General features: G+C 58.7%; 7 protein-coding genes and 1 pseudogene. All 8 read left to right on the plus strand.

Annotation, left to right across the window (positions count from 1 at the left end; genetic code table 11):
* Positions 1-76: 76 nt before the first annotated feature.
* Positions 77-1,186 (plus strand): annotated as a pseudogene (locus tag Mal15_RS01320) (IS110 family transposase); the annotation flags it as partial.
* 691 nt (positions 1,187-1,877) lie between these two features.
* Positions 1,878-7,649, plus strand: coding sequence for a YncE family protein (locus tag Mal15_RS01325; RefSeq protein WP_147866093.1), 5,772 nt, complete (start codon positions 1,878-1,880; stop codon positions 7,647-7,649).
* A 91-nt stretch (positions 7,650-7,740) separates the two neighbouring features.
* Positions 7,741-8,445 (plus strand): hypothetical protein, encoded by a 705-nt coding sequence (locus Mal15_RS01330; protein WP_147866094.1) that lies wholly within the window; start codon positions 7,741-7,743, stop codon positions 8,443-8,445.
* 486 nt (positions 8,446-8,931) lie between these two features.
* Positions 8,932-9,828: a hypothetical protein gene (locus Mal15_RS01335; protein WP_147866095.1), complete on the plus strand. Its 897-nt coding sequence runs from the start codon at positions 8,932-8,934 to the stop codon at positions 9,826-9,828.
* A 341-nt stretch (positions 9,829-10,169) separates the two neighbouring features.
* Positions 10,170-12,800, plus strand: coding sequence for a DUF1592 domain-containing protein (locus tag Mal15_RS01340; protein WP_199773795.1), 2,631 nt, complete (start codon positions 10,170-10,172; stop codon positions 12,798-12,800).
* 112 nt (positions 12,801-12,912) lie between these two features.
* Positions 12,913-14,355, plus strand: coding sequence for a DUF1552 domain-containing protein (locus Mal15_RS01345; RefSeq protein ID WP_147866096.1), 1,443 nt, complete (start codon positions 12,913-12,915; stop codon positions 14,353-14,355).
* A gap of 199 nt (positions 14,356-14,554) precedes the next feature.
* On the plus strand, positions 14,555-16,105 hold the full coding sequence (gene malQ / locus Mal15_RS01350) for a 4-alpha-glucanotransferase (RefSeq protein ID WP_147866097.1): 1,551 nt from the start codon (positions 14,555-14,557) through the stop codon (positions 16,103-16,105).
* 214 nt (positions 16,106-16,319) lie between these two features.
* Positions 16,320-17,843 carry a mercuric reductase gene (locus Mal15_RS01355; RefSeq protein WP_147866098.1) on the plus strand — a complete coding sequence of 508 codons (1,524 nt, stop codon included), beginning with the start codon at positions 16,320-16,322 and terminating at the stop codon, positions 17,841-17,843.
* The last annotated feature ends 9 nt before the right edge of the window (positions 17,844-17,852 follow it).

The following is a 17,852-nucleotide window of genomic DNA, read 5'->3' on the forward strand; positions in this document are numbered from 1 at the left end:
GATATTTCAAAAAACAGGGGATGCCCCGAAACTGGTGTCTTTGATTCAAAAGACCAGGAAATTGGAGGTCATCCCCATGTCTGCTAAGAGAAGGTATCGCCGCACGTCCGTCAAGAAGATTTCACTTGAGACACTCAAGGATCTCGCCCTGGAGAAAGCAGGTGCCGGCACTTGTGTCGGTCTGGATATCGGCAAAAACGAGATCGTCGCTGTGGTACGCTGGGCCGACGGAGCATTTGAATGTCCCTGGAGTGTCAAAAACCCATCGGAGATCACAGAATTAATCGGACTCCTCAAGATGCTTAGAGAAACTGGTGATAGCCTGACGATCGGATTGGAGTCTACCGGGACCTACGGCGAAGTGGTTCGTGCCGCAATGACAGCGACGTCGCTAGAGGTCCATCGCATCAGTGGCAAAGCTTCCAGTGATTATAAGGAAATCTTCGACGGTGTCCCGAGCCAGCATGATGGAAAGGATGCTGCGATTATCGCCGAGTTGACTTGCTTTGGAAAAGGAACGCCGTGGCCGTTTGAGCCTCGGAGCGAAACCAATCAGGAGATGCGTTATCAGTTACAGCGGCTGGATGTCTTTGATCGTCATGCCACCGAGTGGTGCGGTCGTCTCGAGGCAGTTCTAGCGGCGCATTGGCCGGAGCTCTCGGGTTTGCTGTCACCGAAGAGCTCGACATTGATCAATATCATGCTGCACTACGGTAGTCCAGCAAGACTTGCCGCAGACGTCGACGCCGCAAAAAACCTACGGTTGTGGGGTGGCTCTTTTTTGGGAGCTCGGAAGATCGATCAGCTGATTGACTCGGCTCGTACGACGCAGGGAGTTCCGGTCGGAGAGGCTGATTTGTCTTGGATTCAGGAAATCGCGAAGGAATTGAAACAATCAATTTTGCAGGTCAAATCCAGTAAAAAGCGGCTTGAAACGATCGCCCAATCACACGCCGGAATGAGCAATTACGTTGACCCTGTCGGTGCTGTTACGCTTTGCATGATCTGGTCTTCGGTCGGCGACCCGCGCAACTACGACAGCAGCGGCGCCTTCCTGAAGTCTCTGGGGCTGAATCTCAAGGAGCTCAGCAGTGGTAAGCGTCAAGGCCAGCTTGGGATCACCAAACGCGGTCCGAGTCTAGCCCGCAAATTCCTCTACTTGTGGGCGATGCGAGCGTTGAAGCGGCCTGAGCTACAACGCTGGTATCTGGACTTTCAAAAAGTAGGTCGCAGCACGAGCACACAGCACCGCAAGATGAAAGGGCTTGTCGCGTTGATGCGTAAGCTAAGTCGCTCCCTTTGGTACGTTTGTCAACATGACCAAGAGTTTGATTATGCAAAAGTCTTTCCCGGGCGTCCGTTAGAGAAACGCAAACGTCGCCGTCGCAACAAACGAGTTGCCGCCTGAATTTTAAGTTGATTTTCCCACAACACGTAAATCGAGGAACCTACTGAGTTACCCAACACTGTAGTCCAGCCGTTTGTTTAGGGATGACCTTCAACAGGTAGCCATCGACACCGCGTTTTTTTCGTGAGGTCCGACCCCAGTCTCAAGGCATCCCCGAACACGGTTCTGAAAGCAATCTTCAATGAAGCCAATTCAGTGCCCGCGTCGAGCTTCGGTATTCATTCAATCAATGCCGCTCCGTTGGGACACTCAAGGTAAAAGGTTGAAGCCATTTCAGAGTATTCGCCGTGAGGCAAACAGTTAGGACCACAGCAAGAGGTCACTCACACCAGCCGAACATCGCCCAAATCGATTATCAGTACGCGCCGCACGTTTTTGAATCGTGATCAAAAACAGTCCGATATCGGTGCGCAAATACGGCTCCGAAAAATATTTCCAAACGAGACTTGACCATGTTAGAAAAGGCCTAGTGACCGGATTTGCCAACATCGGAATCGGTGCGGCGCTGACCACCGCGGGTGGGTTGGGGGGAATTCACCTGCCGACCAATGCGGGCATTCTCAATTACAAGGTCTACAGCGCCGATCCCTCCAGATCCGTGATCGCGGAGGGATCCGTGGCGGAGGTAACACCGGATAACAACCTCTTGATCATCGACGTGCCGTCCGACTCCCCCGCTCCCGGTGAACCAAGCGTCAATAGTGTTACGCTTCGCTACGAAAATGATCGGACGGTTGCAGTTGTCGATGGCACAGGGTTTCAAGGTCCTGAGGAGCTAGACCGAGCATCCGTGTTCTTCAGCATCGATGGCGAACGTTTCGGACCGTATTTCCCATTGGTGGTGACCGAAAGTGAAATCCAGTTCGAGCTTCCTACGGATCTGGTTATCGGGGAATCGACGATTCAGATCGCCAGGAGCTACAACACCATTCAAGGGGCAGCGGCGCAGGTGCTGTCGAAGCCGTTTTCGATCCGATCGGCAGGCGGCTTCGCGTTCGTTGCCAAGCCGGTGGACGGTTCCGTGGCGGTCGTCCACGCTGATCGTGCTGCGCACAACGTACCTGGAGAGGCGCCGACGACCTTCAAAACGATCGAGCTTTCCGGCCTAAAGCCATCATCGGTCACCATGTCGCCCGATCGCAAGCTTCTATTCGCCCTCGACCAATCCTCAAAAATGGTTTCGCTGATCGATCCGATCAATCTCCAAGAATTGACCGGTCCGCAGGGTCGGTTGAGACTTAAACTGCCCGGCAAGCCGCATGCGATCGCAGTGGATCCTCTCGGCCAATATGCCTATATCTCGGACGAGAATAAGAACTCGATTTACGTGATCGATGTTGATTTTTCCTCGGACAGTTTTTTGACCAAGGTTCGCACGATCAATGTCGGCGGAGGTTTTGTGTTCGGGCAGGTCGGACTAAGAGGTCTGGCGATCGATCCGACGGGCAGGCACCTGATCGTCGCCGATCCGGTAAATCTTCGTAGCGATGGATATTTTGGACGCACCCCCGACGCGAATGGAAAACTCCACGTCTATGACGTATCTCCCCACAGCAAGGCTCGTTGGGCCCATTTGCAATCACTTGAGGCGGGGAATTATCCATTTGCCGTGAGAGCCACGGGATTCGCCGACACGATCGCAGTAACGAACTTTCTGTCTGATAATCAGGGCGTACAGATCTTTCAGCGTGACGTGGGAGGTGAGTGGTCGAAACTCACCGACATCAGGCTGGTGCTCGGCGAACGTCAAGCAATTTCCCCGGGGCCGATCTCGGACTCTTTCGACGTCAACAATGCCCGTGACGTGATTATCACGCCAGATGGGAAATGGGGATTCGTCGCCGGGTTCAATGTCCCCGATCCAAAAAACCAAGTGACATTGAATCCGGGAATCGGTGTCAAATTCACCGGCGGCGGTGATCCGAGCAAGCGACATTCCTATCGCTTCCGTAGTCCTCACTTCGCTGGAAGCAACGTCGGCATCATTCAAAATCCTCTCTCCACCAATGCGAAGCTTGTCGCGGCCACACGGCCCATCCCTAACAGCTATGTTTCAAGCTTAGCGCTTTCGAGCGATGGCAAGTATTTGCATGCCGCCTATCCGGGCGTTCAGTTCGTGCCGAACGTCGACGAGCAGGAAGGTGGGAATGAGCCAACAGCTACGGCAAGCCAAAGGGGGGCACTGCTTGTATACGACGTGGATGCGATCGCCGAGTCTGTTGTCGCCAATGCGGAAATCACGGTCGCCGTTCCCGTCTTGTGGGGAGGCCCAACGGCGCCAATCCTCGCACGACATTCGATCAACGATGTCAACGATGGACAGTGGTCGCCGGAAGATCCGCAAACGGTGAATCAATCGATCGATATCAACGCCGCGTTTCGTCCGGTTGCGTTCACCGGCGATGGATTCGTCAACCTGGAAGTTTACTCCGAAGAGAATTCTCCACTGTTTCTCGGAGGAAACGCCAAGAGTGTTGCGATCGATACCGATGCAGGCCCGCAGATTCGTGTCTTCGGTCAGGATAATTTCAATCTCGAAAACTCGAGTTCGGCCGACACGGACTACGCGACCGAACGCATCGATGTATTCGATCTAGGTGAAATCCGCCGACTCACTGATGCCAAGTTGATTCTCGAAGCATCTGTTTTAGCTGCGAACGTTGGGAACCCATTTATTGAAATCAAGAGCATTCTCGAGAAATACTTCGATGTCTCAACCATTGAGTTGCCGGTTACGAATGAGCCGATTTTCGCAGCGGCCGAACACCTGCGGCACTTTCTCGACAACGTTGGGACGCCGATCCACCACCCGCTCGGCAGCCGACTGTCGGACTTGATTGCTGAAGATCGGGCTCATGTAAACAATCATCTGGCGACGACCGTCGCCGTCTCGCGTTTGCTCGACGAACAAGTCGCGAATAGCTCAGGCACCCTAACGATCGATCCCTACGATTTTGACAAAGTCAATATTGTACGGCCGCAGTTCACCTTGCCCGACCCGTTCTACGCGATCGGAGGAACGCAGGGACTTCAAATTACGGGAAATGCTCGACTCGTCGACGGTCGTTACAACGGATTCCTCACCTACACTTACATCGACACGTACGGGTACGGGCAGAACGACAGCGAAGAATTCGCGTGGCCGGACAGTTTTGCCCGGGACCTGCAGGTCCACGGCTTGGCACGTCCCTTCACGGTGACCGTGACTGTGATGTCACCTTTCGACATCAAGGCGAAACCTCAGGCCCCCCCTCCGCCGCCTCCGGCTTTGCAAGAGGCAGGTTCGATACATTCCATAACGCCCCCACCTGCCCACTCGGTCGAGGCTGTCGACGGCGCATTCACACTACGCGAAACACTCGGCGGACAACTTCGCTCCACCCACCCGATCTTTCTTCCGGCAGGAGCAACTGCCATTCAGTTCGACGTGACGCAACTCAATCTTGTCGACGATGTCGTCGGTCCCAGTGACTCGTTCGAAGTCGCCTTGATTGACGATACTACTGGGCAATCAGTGGTGTCCACGATTTCGCTTTCCGATACGGATGCCCTGTTGAACCTGCAGTCGGACATGACTCTTTACTTCGGAACCGAGATCTCTATCCCGAATGTTTCTCAATCGGGACAACCATCGTCATTGGATGGTCCTTTCACGGTGACCATCGATTTGACCGCAATCGATGTAGACAAGGCCGCGACCCTCTACTTTGACCTGCTCGGATTTGGTGATGCTGCGAGTTCGGTGGCGATCGACAATCTTCGACTTGTCAATGACTCCGTCGTTGATGTCGAGTTTGGACTCGCCGCCGAAAGTGATTCTGGCATCCTCGGCGATGGGCTCACCAACCAAACCGTCGTGCGTCTAGAGGGTTCGACCGCGCCAGGGACCGCTCTGTTGCTTGATGTCGACGGTGACGGATTTGACGACGGGACAGCAACGGCGGACAGCGATGGCCTGTTCTTCTTCGCTGAGATCGTACTTGCCCATGGCGCAAACTCTGTCCGGGTCGAGGCAAATAATGGTGACCAACGGTTGCTCGCCACCCAACGCATTGAAGTGGATTCCAACCGACCGTACGCCCAGTTAAGCGATCCAATCGCTGCATCGTTGGTTTCATCCGAGCGGGGCTATGTTGACATACAATGGACAGATGAAGGTCTCGCAGGCACGGATGAAAACTCAATCGACGCCGACGACGTGACCGTTGGCGATGTCTCCATCGATCGTGCGGAAGACCTCGGCGGCGGGCGGGTTCGGTATTGGTACAACGACGATGGCGAGACGCTCGGTGATGGGTTGATCGAGGTCACGTTCGTGGCCGGCCAAGTGGCCGACTTGGCCGGGAATGTCAATGCGGGTGGGATCGAGTCGTTCTCCTTCGATGCGTCTGGGCCCGTGGCCCATCTGGTTTCTCCCGCGGCGGATTCGACCATCAGCGCTGACCCCGGTTACATCGATTTGGCTTGGTCCGACATCGGGCCGGCCGGGATCGATGAAGCAACCCTGGGGACGGATGACTTGAGGATCACGGGGGTCTCCGTCGATGCGATCGAGACGCTCGCCGATGGAGTGACGCGGTACTGGTACAACCAAGACGGCGAGACACTGCCCGGTGGCAGGATCGAAGTCGTCGTCCGTGAGAACATCGCCCACGATCTGGCCGGGAATTCCAACGCGACCGCCAGTTGGGGCTTTACGGTCCAGTCCAATGATTCGGACTCGGTCGATGTCACCGACAAAGTGAACGTGCAGTTCACCGGGATTCGCTACATCGGTGCGTTCGGGTCCTATCTGTTCTTCGGAACGGTCGAAAACCGATCCGCCGAGCCGCTGGCAGGTCCGCTGCGAATGTACTTTCAAAACCTGACGCCGGCCGATGCGGTTCCCGTCGGGGCGTCCGTCGATGATGAGGGTGTTTACTTCATCGACATCACCGACTACACCGGCGACGCAGCACTCCTGCCGGGTGAAATGACCGCTACGATTCCGCTGCAATTGCGAATGACGCCGGTACCATTCCACTTTGATCCCATCGTCACCGCGTCGGTCGCCGCACCACCGTCTGCCGGACTGACGCTGTCGGCCTCGTTGCTTCGTCCGGATCAGTCGATCGACGTGACGCTGGTCGGTGGTCCCGGAAACGCCTCCGATCGGATCGGATTGTTTGCCGTGGGGGCCGCCGATGACGCTCCGATGGAGTCACTGTACCTGGATGGCACGCCAACTGAGCCGGCCGATGCACTGACCGAGGCGATGTTGACCTTTGACGTCCCCGATGCAGAAGGCAGCTACGAGTTCCGGTTGTTGACCGCCGCTGGCGTGGCACAGACCAGTCCGACCTTTGTCGTCGCAGACTCGCGTCAACCGGTGCTGTTGGATGTTTCTCGTTACGAACCGCTGGACGCCGTGACGAACTCGGATGAGTTGGTTTTCCGTGTGCTGCTTGATCAGCACGTGATGAACCTGTCCACGCTTGAGTTTGATGTGGTGGGCGGAACCACGGCGGAGGTGTTCGCGATCGAACCGGTTCAGGGCACCGGGGAGGCGTTGTATCAAGTGACCGTCGCGGGCGGAGACCTGGCGTCGTTTAACGGGGTGGTCGGGTTAACGCTGCAGTCGCCGGCCCCGCCACCTGTCGCATCGTTCCGCGTCGACGGCGGTCTGACGATGGTCGGCCAGTTCTTCCAAGTCGACAACATCGCACCGAGCGTGGACGGCGTGAATCTGGACGACGGCCAGCACAGCGTGGTCCGCTCCTTGGACCTGGTCTTCGACTCCGAAGTCGCCATCGGCGAAACGGCGTTCCGATTGCACGACGGCGCGGGGCGCGAGGTTATGATCAGCCAGACCCTGCGAATCGTGGACGGAAAAACGATCGTGTCGTTGAGCTTTTCCGGTGATCTGGTCGACGAATCGGGGTCGTTGATCGATGGAGCTTACGTGCTGACCGCCTTGCAATCGGAGATTGCCGACCTTGCCGGCAACCTCTTGAGCGGCAGGCGGGACGCGGAACCGGAGCGTGTGGTCGTCGACGAGTTCTTCCGGTTCTTCGGCGATTCCGATGGCGACCGCGACGTCGACGGCCAGGACTACGGCCGTTTCGGTCTGTCGCTGTTCAGCCGGCAAGGCGATGAACGCTACGACGGCCGATTCGACTTCGACGGCGATGGGGATGTCGACGGGCAGGATTACGCCCAGTTCGGTCGCCGATTGCTGCGAACTTTGCCCCCCAATTCATGAGCCTAAGGATGCCGCACCGTCGCCAATCCGAAGAACCCAACTACAATGTCAGACCGGCTCTTGCGCCGCGTTTCATCGTGAGGTATCACCCGTGTTAAAGATCCCAACCTGTCTGTGCATCGTGCTTGCCTTCGCCGGCGTGGAGGCGACTGCGGGGGTGATCGTCAACGGCGATTTCTCCAGCCCCGTCGCTTTGCAGGGGTATTCGTCCGGTGGTTCGGTCACCCAGCCGTCTCCGGGGGATTTCGCCCAGTTCGATGATGTCGGCGTGCTGACGCAGACGTTCACGATTCCTGGCGGAGGTTCGTCGCTCTCGTTTGATTTCGCCTTTTCAACGACGACGCCGATCGGGTCAATATTTGGCGACACCTTTGCGGCGGAACTGACGACGTCACCCGACGCGGATGTCTTGGATCTTTTTTTCGTCGATGTCTCGGGCGTGACGAAGGATCCATTGGACGGCATGGAGGGCCTTTTCCCGAACGTGGTTCCGATCGATGTCGATTTTGATCCCTCGATCTCCATCGCTGGTTTCCCAAGCAAGCCGGGTGGAACAGACTTTTCCGGGCGAATCTCGCTGTTGCTGCCCAGTGAAGTGCTCGCTGAGTCGGCAACAATCACATTTCGGCTTTTTGATAGCGGACCCGCATTCGAAACGGTTGCCGCAATCGACAATTTTTCGGTCGTGTCATCCAACACGCCGATCCCCGAACCGGCAAGTCTTGCGGTCTGGATTGTCATGGCAGCCGGTGGCCTGGCGCGACGCCGAAAACGGGTCCGAGCAAGTTTGGAGTAACAAGCTGGGGCATGCGTTAGGCTTTGTCCCTCAACCCGGCAAGGGTTGTATGTGGTAGCGGAATTCGCCAAGAATTTCGGCTTTTCCTGTATGAGTTGCTGCGAGACGAAAGCCTTGGCGGTTTCCGCTACGGACCTAGTCGTTCTCTTTCGGCAGGGGCCCGTAGGCTCGCGCCAGACGGCTGATCATCGATTGACATCCGCCGGTTCGCGCCAGCGCGAGCGGCCTTAACTTAGCGGTCTTGGGCTTTAGCCGCCCACTGTCGCTGCGGAGCAGCGACCGGGAATCGCCTGAAGGCTAGACACCAACACTCATGCTCGCGTCATTCCGGGGCGGGAGCCTTTTCTCGCACACAGGGTGCTGGGATCGCTCTTGTCGGGGGGTGGGCGAAGTCTCTACGATCGCCGCACGCGGCACGGCAGCCGCGGCTGCGTCGTGCGTGGCGGAGTTGGGTTCCGGATTTCGTTGGACTTTTGCTAATTCACCATGAAACGTCCCATTGTGTTTGTGCATTGTGGCCGCGGCGAGCATCTCCATTTGGCGACCCGTCAAGCCAAACTGCACAACCCGGATTCACCAATCGTACTGCTGGGTGATGACTCCAATCGATCGCTGCGATTCGTCGATCAACATTACTGCACCAGCGACTATTTCGACGCCGCGGCTCGATTCGCCGAGCGTTACGCGCACCACAGCCGGAACCGAGTCGATTGGGAACGGTTCTGTTTCGAGCGTTGGTTCATTCTGAACGAGTGGATGGACAAACAGGGGTGCCAGTCCGCCTGGATCTTTGATTCCGACGTGTTGGTCTACAGCGATCTGGACGATGTGGCCGGCCACTTCGCCGACGACGCCCTGGCCTACTGCAGCTGCAGCGGACACGCGATGCTGGTCGCAAAGCGTTCCGGTTTGCATGCGTTTTGTCGCTTTTGTGAGTCGATGTACGAACCCGCAGCCGAGAAACAGCAACGGTTGGTTGACTACGCCAAGTCGCAACTGGAGTTGGACGGCCAGGGTGTATCGGACATGACCGCACTGGTTTGGTTTCGCGAAGAGTCGCCGTTGCCGATCGGGAATCTCTCCTATCCGACCGACGGTCGATTTTTCGACGACAACATCTGCCTGTCCCAGGGATACGAGGTCGCCGATCGCAAGCGAATTCGATGGCGTGACGGCGTGCCATACGCCACGGATGCCGCGACCGGAGACTTGGTCGGCATGCACGCGATTCACTTCCAAGGGAACGCAAAGAAGTTGATGCCGGCCTACTCCAGCCAGCCGGACTTTACGGTGCTGGGCAGTTATCTGCGCCGCAAACTGCACTCGCCGCTCCACCGAATCCGTCGCAAATTTGCGAAGGTCCGGGCGTCTCAAGCGGCTTAGTACCGCTAAGTGAAGCGTCGTTTCTTCTGGGGAGGGCCCGTAGGCTCGCGCCAGACGGCTGATCATCGTTTGACATCAGCCGGTTCGCGCCAGCGTCCGGGCCTTAACTTAGCGGTCTTGGGCTTTAGCCGCCCGGTGTCGCTGCGGAGCAGCGACCGGAAATCGCCTGAAGGCTAAACACCAACGTTAATGTCTGAACCCTTTTCGCTTGGCTGTCTGATCCCAGACGACTTTGCCAGGCGGACATCGTTGCGTCGAATTTGTCACGCGGGGCTCTTGCTGTCGCTACAATGGCGAGGTTTCGATCTTTCCGATGCGTCTGAACGTATCGACGTTTGAAGATGAGGCCTCTCGTGCATCTGCGGAATCTGTTGACGCTGGCATTGCTGGCACTTGCCGCCCCGATTCTCCCTGCCGCCGACCGGGTCGAGCGTGGATTGCTGGTCCGATATGACATGGGAGACGGAGACGGGCAGACGATCGAAGATCGCAGCGGCGTCGGCAAGCCGTTGGATCTGGATATCGATCGGTCCAGCCGTGTGCGGCGTTCGGGCGGGGGACTCGTGATCGAATCGTCCTCCATGATCGCGTCTTCGCAGCCGGCCACCAAGATCATCGATGCGGTGAAGCGATCCAATGCAATCAGCGTCGAAGCCTGGTTGCGGCCGTCCGACACGCCGCAATCCGGGCCGGCTCGGATCGTGTCGATCTCTGCAAACACCAGCAACCGCAACCTTACGCTGGGACAAGACAAAGACGCCTACGATGTCCGGTTGCGGGCGACCGGAAGCGACAACAATGGCCTGCCGTCGACGGCCAGTCCGAAGCGGACGGCGCGAACCAAGCTGACCCACGTCGTGTTCACCCGCGATGCCAATGGTAAGGCGACGCTGTCTGTCGACGGCAAACCGGTAGCCCAGAAAACGGTTAAAGGAAAACTGCGGAACTGGAACGATCGGTATCGACTGGTGTTGGGCAACGAAGCGACCGGCGACAGGCCGTGGTTGGGCGAATTGCATTTGGTCGCAATCTACGGCCGCGCACTCTCACAGCAGGAGATCCGGCAAAATTTCGCGGCGGGAAGTCAAGTCCGGGCTGCCGAGCCGATTAGCCAGAAGGAGCAAATCGCGAGAACCAATCGACGGATGTTCGACCGGCATGTCGCCCCGCTGCTTGCCACCCATTGTTTGGAATGCCACGACGCGGCGATCAAACAGGGCGAATTGGATCTATCGCACAAGGCGGCTGCGTTGGCGGGCGGGGAGAGCGGGAATGCGATCGTACCCGGCAACGCGGCGGAAAGCTTGCTGTGGGAATTGGTGGCGTCGGATGACATGCCCAAAGACCGCCCGCCGTTGTCGACCGAGGAGAAAGCCGCACTGCGAAAGTGGATCGACGCGGGCGCGGCGTGGTCGGTCGATGCGATCGATCCGGCGGTCTACCTGAACGGCGGACACGCGGGTGAAGTCTGGCTGCAGCGGCTGACGGTCAATGAGTACATCGAGACGGTGCGCAGTGCGGTGGGTGTCGAGATCGGTGACGAAGCGCGTCGCATCCTGCCGCCCGACTTGCGCGCCGACGGATTCAACAACACGGCCTACAACCTGAACATCGATCTGAAACACGTCGAGGCGTACAACCGGTTGGCCGAGATCATCGTCGATCGGATGGATATCCTGAAATTCGCCGGTCGGTTTTCAAAGAGTCAAAAGTTGTCGACCGACGACACGATGCGCGATCACGTCGCCGCGATGGGGAAATGGCTGTTCCGCGGTCCGTTGGATTCCCGGGAGATCGACAAGTACAGCGGGATCGCGACGACGGTCGCCAGCGCCGGCGGTGATTTCGGCGAAGCGATCCGCTACATCCTCCAAGCGATGTTGCAGTCGCCGCGGTTTATCTATCGGATCGAATACCAACACGGCGATGGGGATTCGCGACCGGTCGATGATTACGAACTGGCATCGCGGATGAGCTACATCCTCTGGGGAGCGCCGCCGGACGAAGCACTGTTGAAAGCGGCGGACGAGGGCGAGTTGGGCGACGGCGATGCGGCCCGAGCCCAGATCAAGCGGATGCTGCACGATCCGCGGACGATTTCCCGGTCGCAGGAGTTTGTTTGGCAGTGGCTGAATCTGGGTCGGCTGTCCAACTTGCGCCCCAACGCAAAACGATTCCCAGATTGGAACGCCCAGTTGGCGGCGGACATGCAACAGGAGACACTCGCTTATTTCAAAGAAGTCGTCTGGGCCCAGAATCGCCCGCTGTCGGATCTGTTGAACGCACAGGTCACGTTTGCCACGCCGGAGCTCGCAAAGCACTATGGATTGAAACCGATCGACAAGCGGATCGCACGCTATGACCTGGCCGAAGTTCCCAGCCGCGGCGGTATCTTGACTCAAGCCAGCGTGCTGACGATCGGCGGGGATGAAGCGTCGATGGTCTCTCGCGGCCTGTTTGTACTCAGCGACCTTTTGCGCGGTACGATCAATGCGCCTCCACCTTGTGTCAACACCGTTCCGCCCCCGACCAAGACCGGATTGACACAGCGAGGCATCGCGGAGTCTCGAATCGCGGACCAAAAGTGCGGCGTTTGCCACAGCCGATTCGAACCGTTGGCGTTCGGGTTGGAGAAGTTCGACGGCATCGGTGCCTATCACGAACAGGACGAGCATGGGAACAAGCTTCGCGACGACGGCGAGGTGCTGTTTCCGGGCACGGCCGAGCCGGTCGCCTATCGGACGTCGGCAGAACTGATGGATCTGTTGGCCGGCAGTGAACGCGTGCAGCAAAGCCTGACGTGGAAACTGACGCAGTTCGCCTTGGGGCGACCGTTGGTTGCTGCCGATGCGCCCGTGGTCGACCGGATCCACCAACAGGCCCAGAAACACGGTGGAACCTATACCAGTTTGATCACCGAGATCGTGATGAGCGATCTGGTGCGGCGGGCCAGAACCGAAGCGGCGCCCTAAGGGGCCAGTTAAACAGAACACAGCTCGTTCCAAGGCGGAGCCTTGGAACGAGAGTCAAGGCGGGCGAGAGCACTATGAAACGACGGGCACATAAACTGAGGGGAAAAGATTGATGAATCGACCACGAATCAGCCGCCGCACGATGCTCAAGAGCACGGGAATCAAGACCGCCGGAGCGGTGACGATCGGATTGCCGCTGCTTGAGGAGATGACGTTGGCGACGGCATCCGCTGCCGAGCAGGCGGAAGTTCCGGTCCGCGCGTTCAACGTCTTCTTCGGGCTGGGGATCCCCGCACCGCTGCAACAGGAAGGCTACGACGGAGTGCTGGAGCCGCTCAAGCCGCTGCGTGACAAGCTGCTGATCATGCGTGGGGTCGATCAGTTGCGGGCCGACGAAAAAGGCATCAACGCGCACTACGACGGGGCCACCGCGGCCTTCACCGCCCAGCCGCCCGACGGGGAAGCCAAGGCGGGCGGGGCGTCGATCGATCAAGTGATTCGCCGCGACCATTATCCCGACGGCATGCCGGCAGGTATGGTGCCGACGCTGGTCGCCGGCACATTTTTTCGCCGCAGCCGGATCGGCCGTTATGTCCACAGCTTCAACGCCGACGGGACCGTTGCCGCGACGATGCAGGAAAAGCCGCGGGACCTGTTCGAGCGAGTGTTCGGAACCGTCGAAGCATTCGGCGACGATCCTGATCAACGCCGCGCGCGTCTGCGGCGCAGTGTTCTCGATACCGTCGTCGATCAGTACAAGTTCTACACGGGTGCGAATTCACCACTGGGTAAAACGTCCAAAGCGCGCGTCGCCGAGCACCTGGACCGCATTCGTGAATTCGAGCAGCGTGCATATGCGATGAAAGGCAAGATCGAGGGGGCGCCAGCTCTGCCCGAACGGTCGACGTTGTTGCACGGCGGTTCGGCCGATCCCGGTGGCGAAGGGATCGACATCACGCTCGACGAACTCTCGTCGGAATGGCGGTTGATGGCCGACCTGTATGCCTTGGCCATCCAAACCGATCGAACTCGATTCGGCGCGCTGACGTTCTTGGCCGCGGGAGAGCGGATCCGGTTGACCGGAGATTACCACTACGACGGCCGAAAGGTCTTTCAGTTCGACGACGAGGGACAACACAAGAAATCAGGCTCGGCGGGTTGTAGTCACGAGTGGTGGCATCAGTTCAACGAGAAAAAGGCGAACGAAGCGCTTCGTGCCCACGCGCACCTGAAGATGCGCGAGGTCGCCTACTTCCTCAGTCGACTGGACACCGAGGAATCGAGGGATGCCAACGGAAAAACTATCTTGGAGAACTCGCTGATCACGATCTCCACCGAGTCCGGCGACGGCCGACACAACGACGTCAAACGCGAGCTTTCGGGGGTGTTTCATGCCATCAGCGGTGGCGGCGGACGATTCAAAACGGGACAAATCGTCGACGTCGGTGCCGAAGGGGTCGACGTGTACAACACGATGCTGACCGCGATGGGATGCAATCAGCGAATGGGGCCCGAAAAACGCGAGTCCAATCCCGTCGATGCGATTCGTGCTTAGTGCTACGTTTGCACGGAGAAAGCGGCGCTAGGGCAGAGCAAGGTGTCTTCAAACGCGATAACCGGGGCGCCCGCTTGACGGAGTTGTTGCCAGTCGATCTGTTTCAGGTTGTCTGTGCGACGAGAGTGACGCCGTAACAGCAGGTTCACCTTGGTGGGCTCGTCGGCACGCAGCATGATCGCCCATCAAAAGGTATCGCATGACCGCCCCGCCCCAGCCAAGCAGCCTGCCCAAGAGTCTGTTTCCAGCCGACTACCGCGCCGCCGGCGTGTTGTTGCACGTCACGTCACTGCCGTCACGCTTCGGCATCGGTGACTTCGGTCCCCAGGCGCGGACCTGGATCGACTGGCTGCACGACGCCGGCCAGTCTTGGTGGCAGGTCCTGCCGCTGGGGCCGATCGGACGCGGCCACTCGCCGTATTCTTCGCTCTCCTCGTTCGCCGGCAACTGGCTGTTGATCAGCCCGGATGATCTGGTTCACGACGGTTTGCTGCAGGCCGGTGAGGTGACGCCGCGATCGTTCCCGGAGCACGCCGTCGATTTCGAAGCCGTGATCGCCTACAAAAATGAACTGCTGGCGAAGGTCTGGGCGAACGTGCAATCCGGGGCCGGCGGTGGAGAACTGACTTCGGCGTACGAACAGTTCTGTCACGATTCGTCGCACTGGTTGGACGACTTTGCGATGTTCAGCGTGTTGCGTGACCGGCACGGTGAACATTACCTGAAGTGGCCCAGTGAGCTGGTCCATCGCGACCGTCATGCGTTGGCACAGGTCGCACAGGAGCTGGCAAAGGAGATTGATCAGGTTCGTTTGGCGCAGTTTCTGGTGTTCCGCCAGACAGACCGGTTGAAGGCCTATGCCCATGGCAAGGGCGTGCGGCTGATCGGGGATTTGCCCTATTTCGTTTGTGCCGATTCGAGTGACGTGTGGGCCAATCCGGAATTGTTCTTGTTGGACCAACAGCGTCGACCGAGTTTTGTTGCGGGGGTTCCGCCGGATTATTTCAGTGCCGACGGGCAACTGTGGGGCAACCCGGTTTATGACTGGTCGGCGCTACGGGGGACCGGGTACCGATGGTACATCGATCGCCTCCGTGCCCTGCTGGACCAAGCCGACTTGATCCGCTTGGATCATTTCCGTGGATTCGCGGCCGCTTGGCATGTCCCGGCGGGAGCGCCGACGGCACTCAACGGCCAATGGGTGACCGGCCCGGGAGCCGAATTCTTTCACGCCCTGCAATCCGATTTGGGGTCGCTGCCGGTGATCGCCGAAGACTTGGGATTGATCACACCGGACGTGATCGAGTTGCGCGACGCGTTTGACATCCCCGGCACACGTGTGTTGCAGTTTGCGTTTGACGGCATGGAAGACAATCCCTACCTGCCGGAAAACTACGTGCACAACACGGTCGCTTTCACCGGGACGCATGACAACAACACGACGCGGGGTTGGTTCGACTCGCTGGGCGAAGCGGAACAAGAAAGCGTCCGTGTTGCTTTGTCGATTCCTGAGGGCGATGGCGTTTCGGTCGCCGGGGAGATGCTGCGACAGGTCTGGTCGTCTTCGGCTGCGCTGGCGATGGCGCCGCTGCAGGACCTGCTGGGCTTGGGGGAAGACGCCCGCATGAACGTGCCGGGGACGCCCGAGGGCAATTGGTGTTGGAGGACGACGTCGGAGATGCTGTCCGCTTCTGCCGCGCAACGGTTGAGAGAATTGACGGAGGAGTCGGGGCGGTTGATTTCCGCGTGATCGCAGGTTCCGTCAGCGGTCGGCAATCCGCAAGCGACTCGTTCCCAGGCTCCGCCTGGAAACGGGGTGGTCCGGAGGCTCCGCCTCCCAGTCGCGCGAGGCGGAGCCTCCGCGACAGTGTGTTCCCAGGCAGAGCCTGGGAACAAGGATGAATGACAAATTTTAAATCTTCCTGCCTCTCCCCCCCGCCACGAGCACCGGGAGCAGCGACCGCATGAAAGCACTTCAGCCGCGCGACGAGCACAACCAGCAGCTCGAAGCGAACGTTCATCCGCCGACGTGGGACAATCCGACGCCCGGGTCGCCATACCATTTGGTCGTGATCGGCGCGGGAACGGCCGGTCTGGTCACGGCCGCCGGCGCGGCCGGGCTGGGCGCTCGCGTGGCGTTGATCGAGCGAGAATTGATGGGCGGCGACTGCTTGAACGTCGGCTGTGTGCCTTCCAAAGGCGTGATCAGTTCGGCGCGGATCGCAGCAACTGTCAAGCAGGCGGCAGAGCACTGCGTCAACGTTCCCGAGGGTGTCGAGGTTGATTTTGCGGGCGTGATGCGGCGGATGCGCTTTTTGCGGGCCGGGATCAGCCACAATGATTCGGCAGACCGCTTTCGTGAGCTTGGCGTCGACGTGTATTTCGGCCAGGCCAGCTTCGTCGACTCAGAAACCATCGACGTTGCCGGGACGAAACTGAAGTACAAACGGGCGGTGATCGCGACCGGGGCACGAGCCGCGGCGCCGCCGATCAGCGGGCTGGACGGAGTCGACTATCTGACCAACGAGACGGTTTTTTCGTTAACGGAGCTTCCACGGCGGTTGGGAATCATCGGCGCCGGGCCGATCGGATGCGAGCTGGCGCAGTCGTTCGCCCAGTTAGGTTCGGAGGTGTTGCTGGTCGAATCGGAACACGGAATCCTGACCAAAGAGGATCGTGACGCCGCGGACGTCGTACAACGGGCGATTCTTCGTGACGGCGTTCGGCTGTTGTGCTGTGGTCGAGATCTCCAAGTTCGACGGGATGATCCGATCCGGCTGACGGTCCAGTCGCACGACAATCACTACGACGAGCCGATCGATCAATTGTTGGTCGCGGTCGGCCGTGCGCCGAACGTCGAAGATTTGAATCTGGAAGCGGTCGGCGTCGATTTCGACAACAAGGGCGTTCGTGTGAACGACTACTTGCAAACCACCAACTCGCGGGTCTTTGCCGCAGGGGACGTTTGTTCGAAGTACCAATTCACGCACGCGGCCGACTTCATGGCTCGGATCGTGATCCAAAACGCACTGTTCGCCATCGGCCCGTTGGGCAGAAAGAAGGTCAGCGACCTGATAATCCCCTGGGCGACCTACACCACGCCCGAAGTCGCCCACGTCGGGGTGCACGAGCACGCCGCCGCACAAGCGGGGATAGAGATCGATACCTACGTTCAACCCTTCCGCGAAGTTGATCGCGCGATTTTGGAAGGTGACCAAGAGGGGTTTGTGAAGGTCCACACCAAGAAAGGGACCGACCGAATCGTCGGAGCAACGATTGTGGCCGGGAACGCCGGCGACATGATTTCGGAAATCACCCTGGCGATGGTCCACGGTGTGGGGCTGGGCAAGATCGCCAGCACGATTCATCCCTACCCGACCCAAGCCGAAGCGATCCGCAAGCTGGGGGATCAATACAACCGAACGCGGTTGACGTCGACCAGCAAGATGGTGTTGGGTTGGTTGCGTCGATTGAACGTGGGACGGTAGCGGAAGCGG

The sequence above is a fragment of the Stieleria maiorica genome, assembly GCF_008035925.1.
In the GTDB taxonomy this organism is placed as follows: domain Bacteria; phylum Planctomycetota; class Planctomycetia; order Pirellulales; family Pirellulaceae; genus Stieleria; species Stieleria maiorica.

Coding starts and splice junctions, on each gene's coding strand:
- malQ (WP_147866097.1), top strand. CDS start 14,555: ATGACCGCCCCGCCCCAGCCAAGCAGCCTGCCCAAGAGTCTGTTTCCA.
- Mal15_RS01335 (WP_147866095.1), top strand. CDS start 8,932: ATGAAACGTCCCATTGTGTTTGTGCATTGTGGCCGCGGCGAGCATCTC.
- Mal15_RS01340 (WP_199773795.1), top strand. CDS start 10,170: ATGAGGCCTCTCGTGCATCTGCGGAATCTGTTGACGCTGGCATTGCTG.
- Mal15_RS01345 (WP_147866096.1), top strand. CDS start 12,913: ATGAATCGACCACGAATCAGCCGCCGCACGATGCTCAAGAGCACGGGA.
- Mal15_RS01355 (WP_147866098.1), top strand. CDS start 16,320: ATGAAAGCACTTCAGCCGCGCGACGAGCACAACCAGCAGCTCGAAGCG.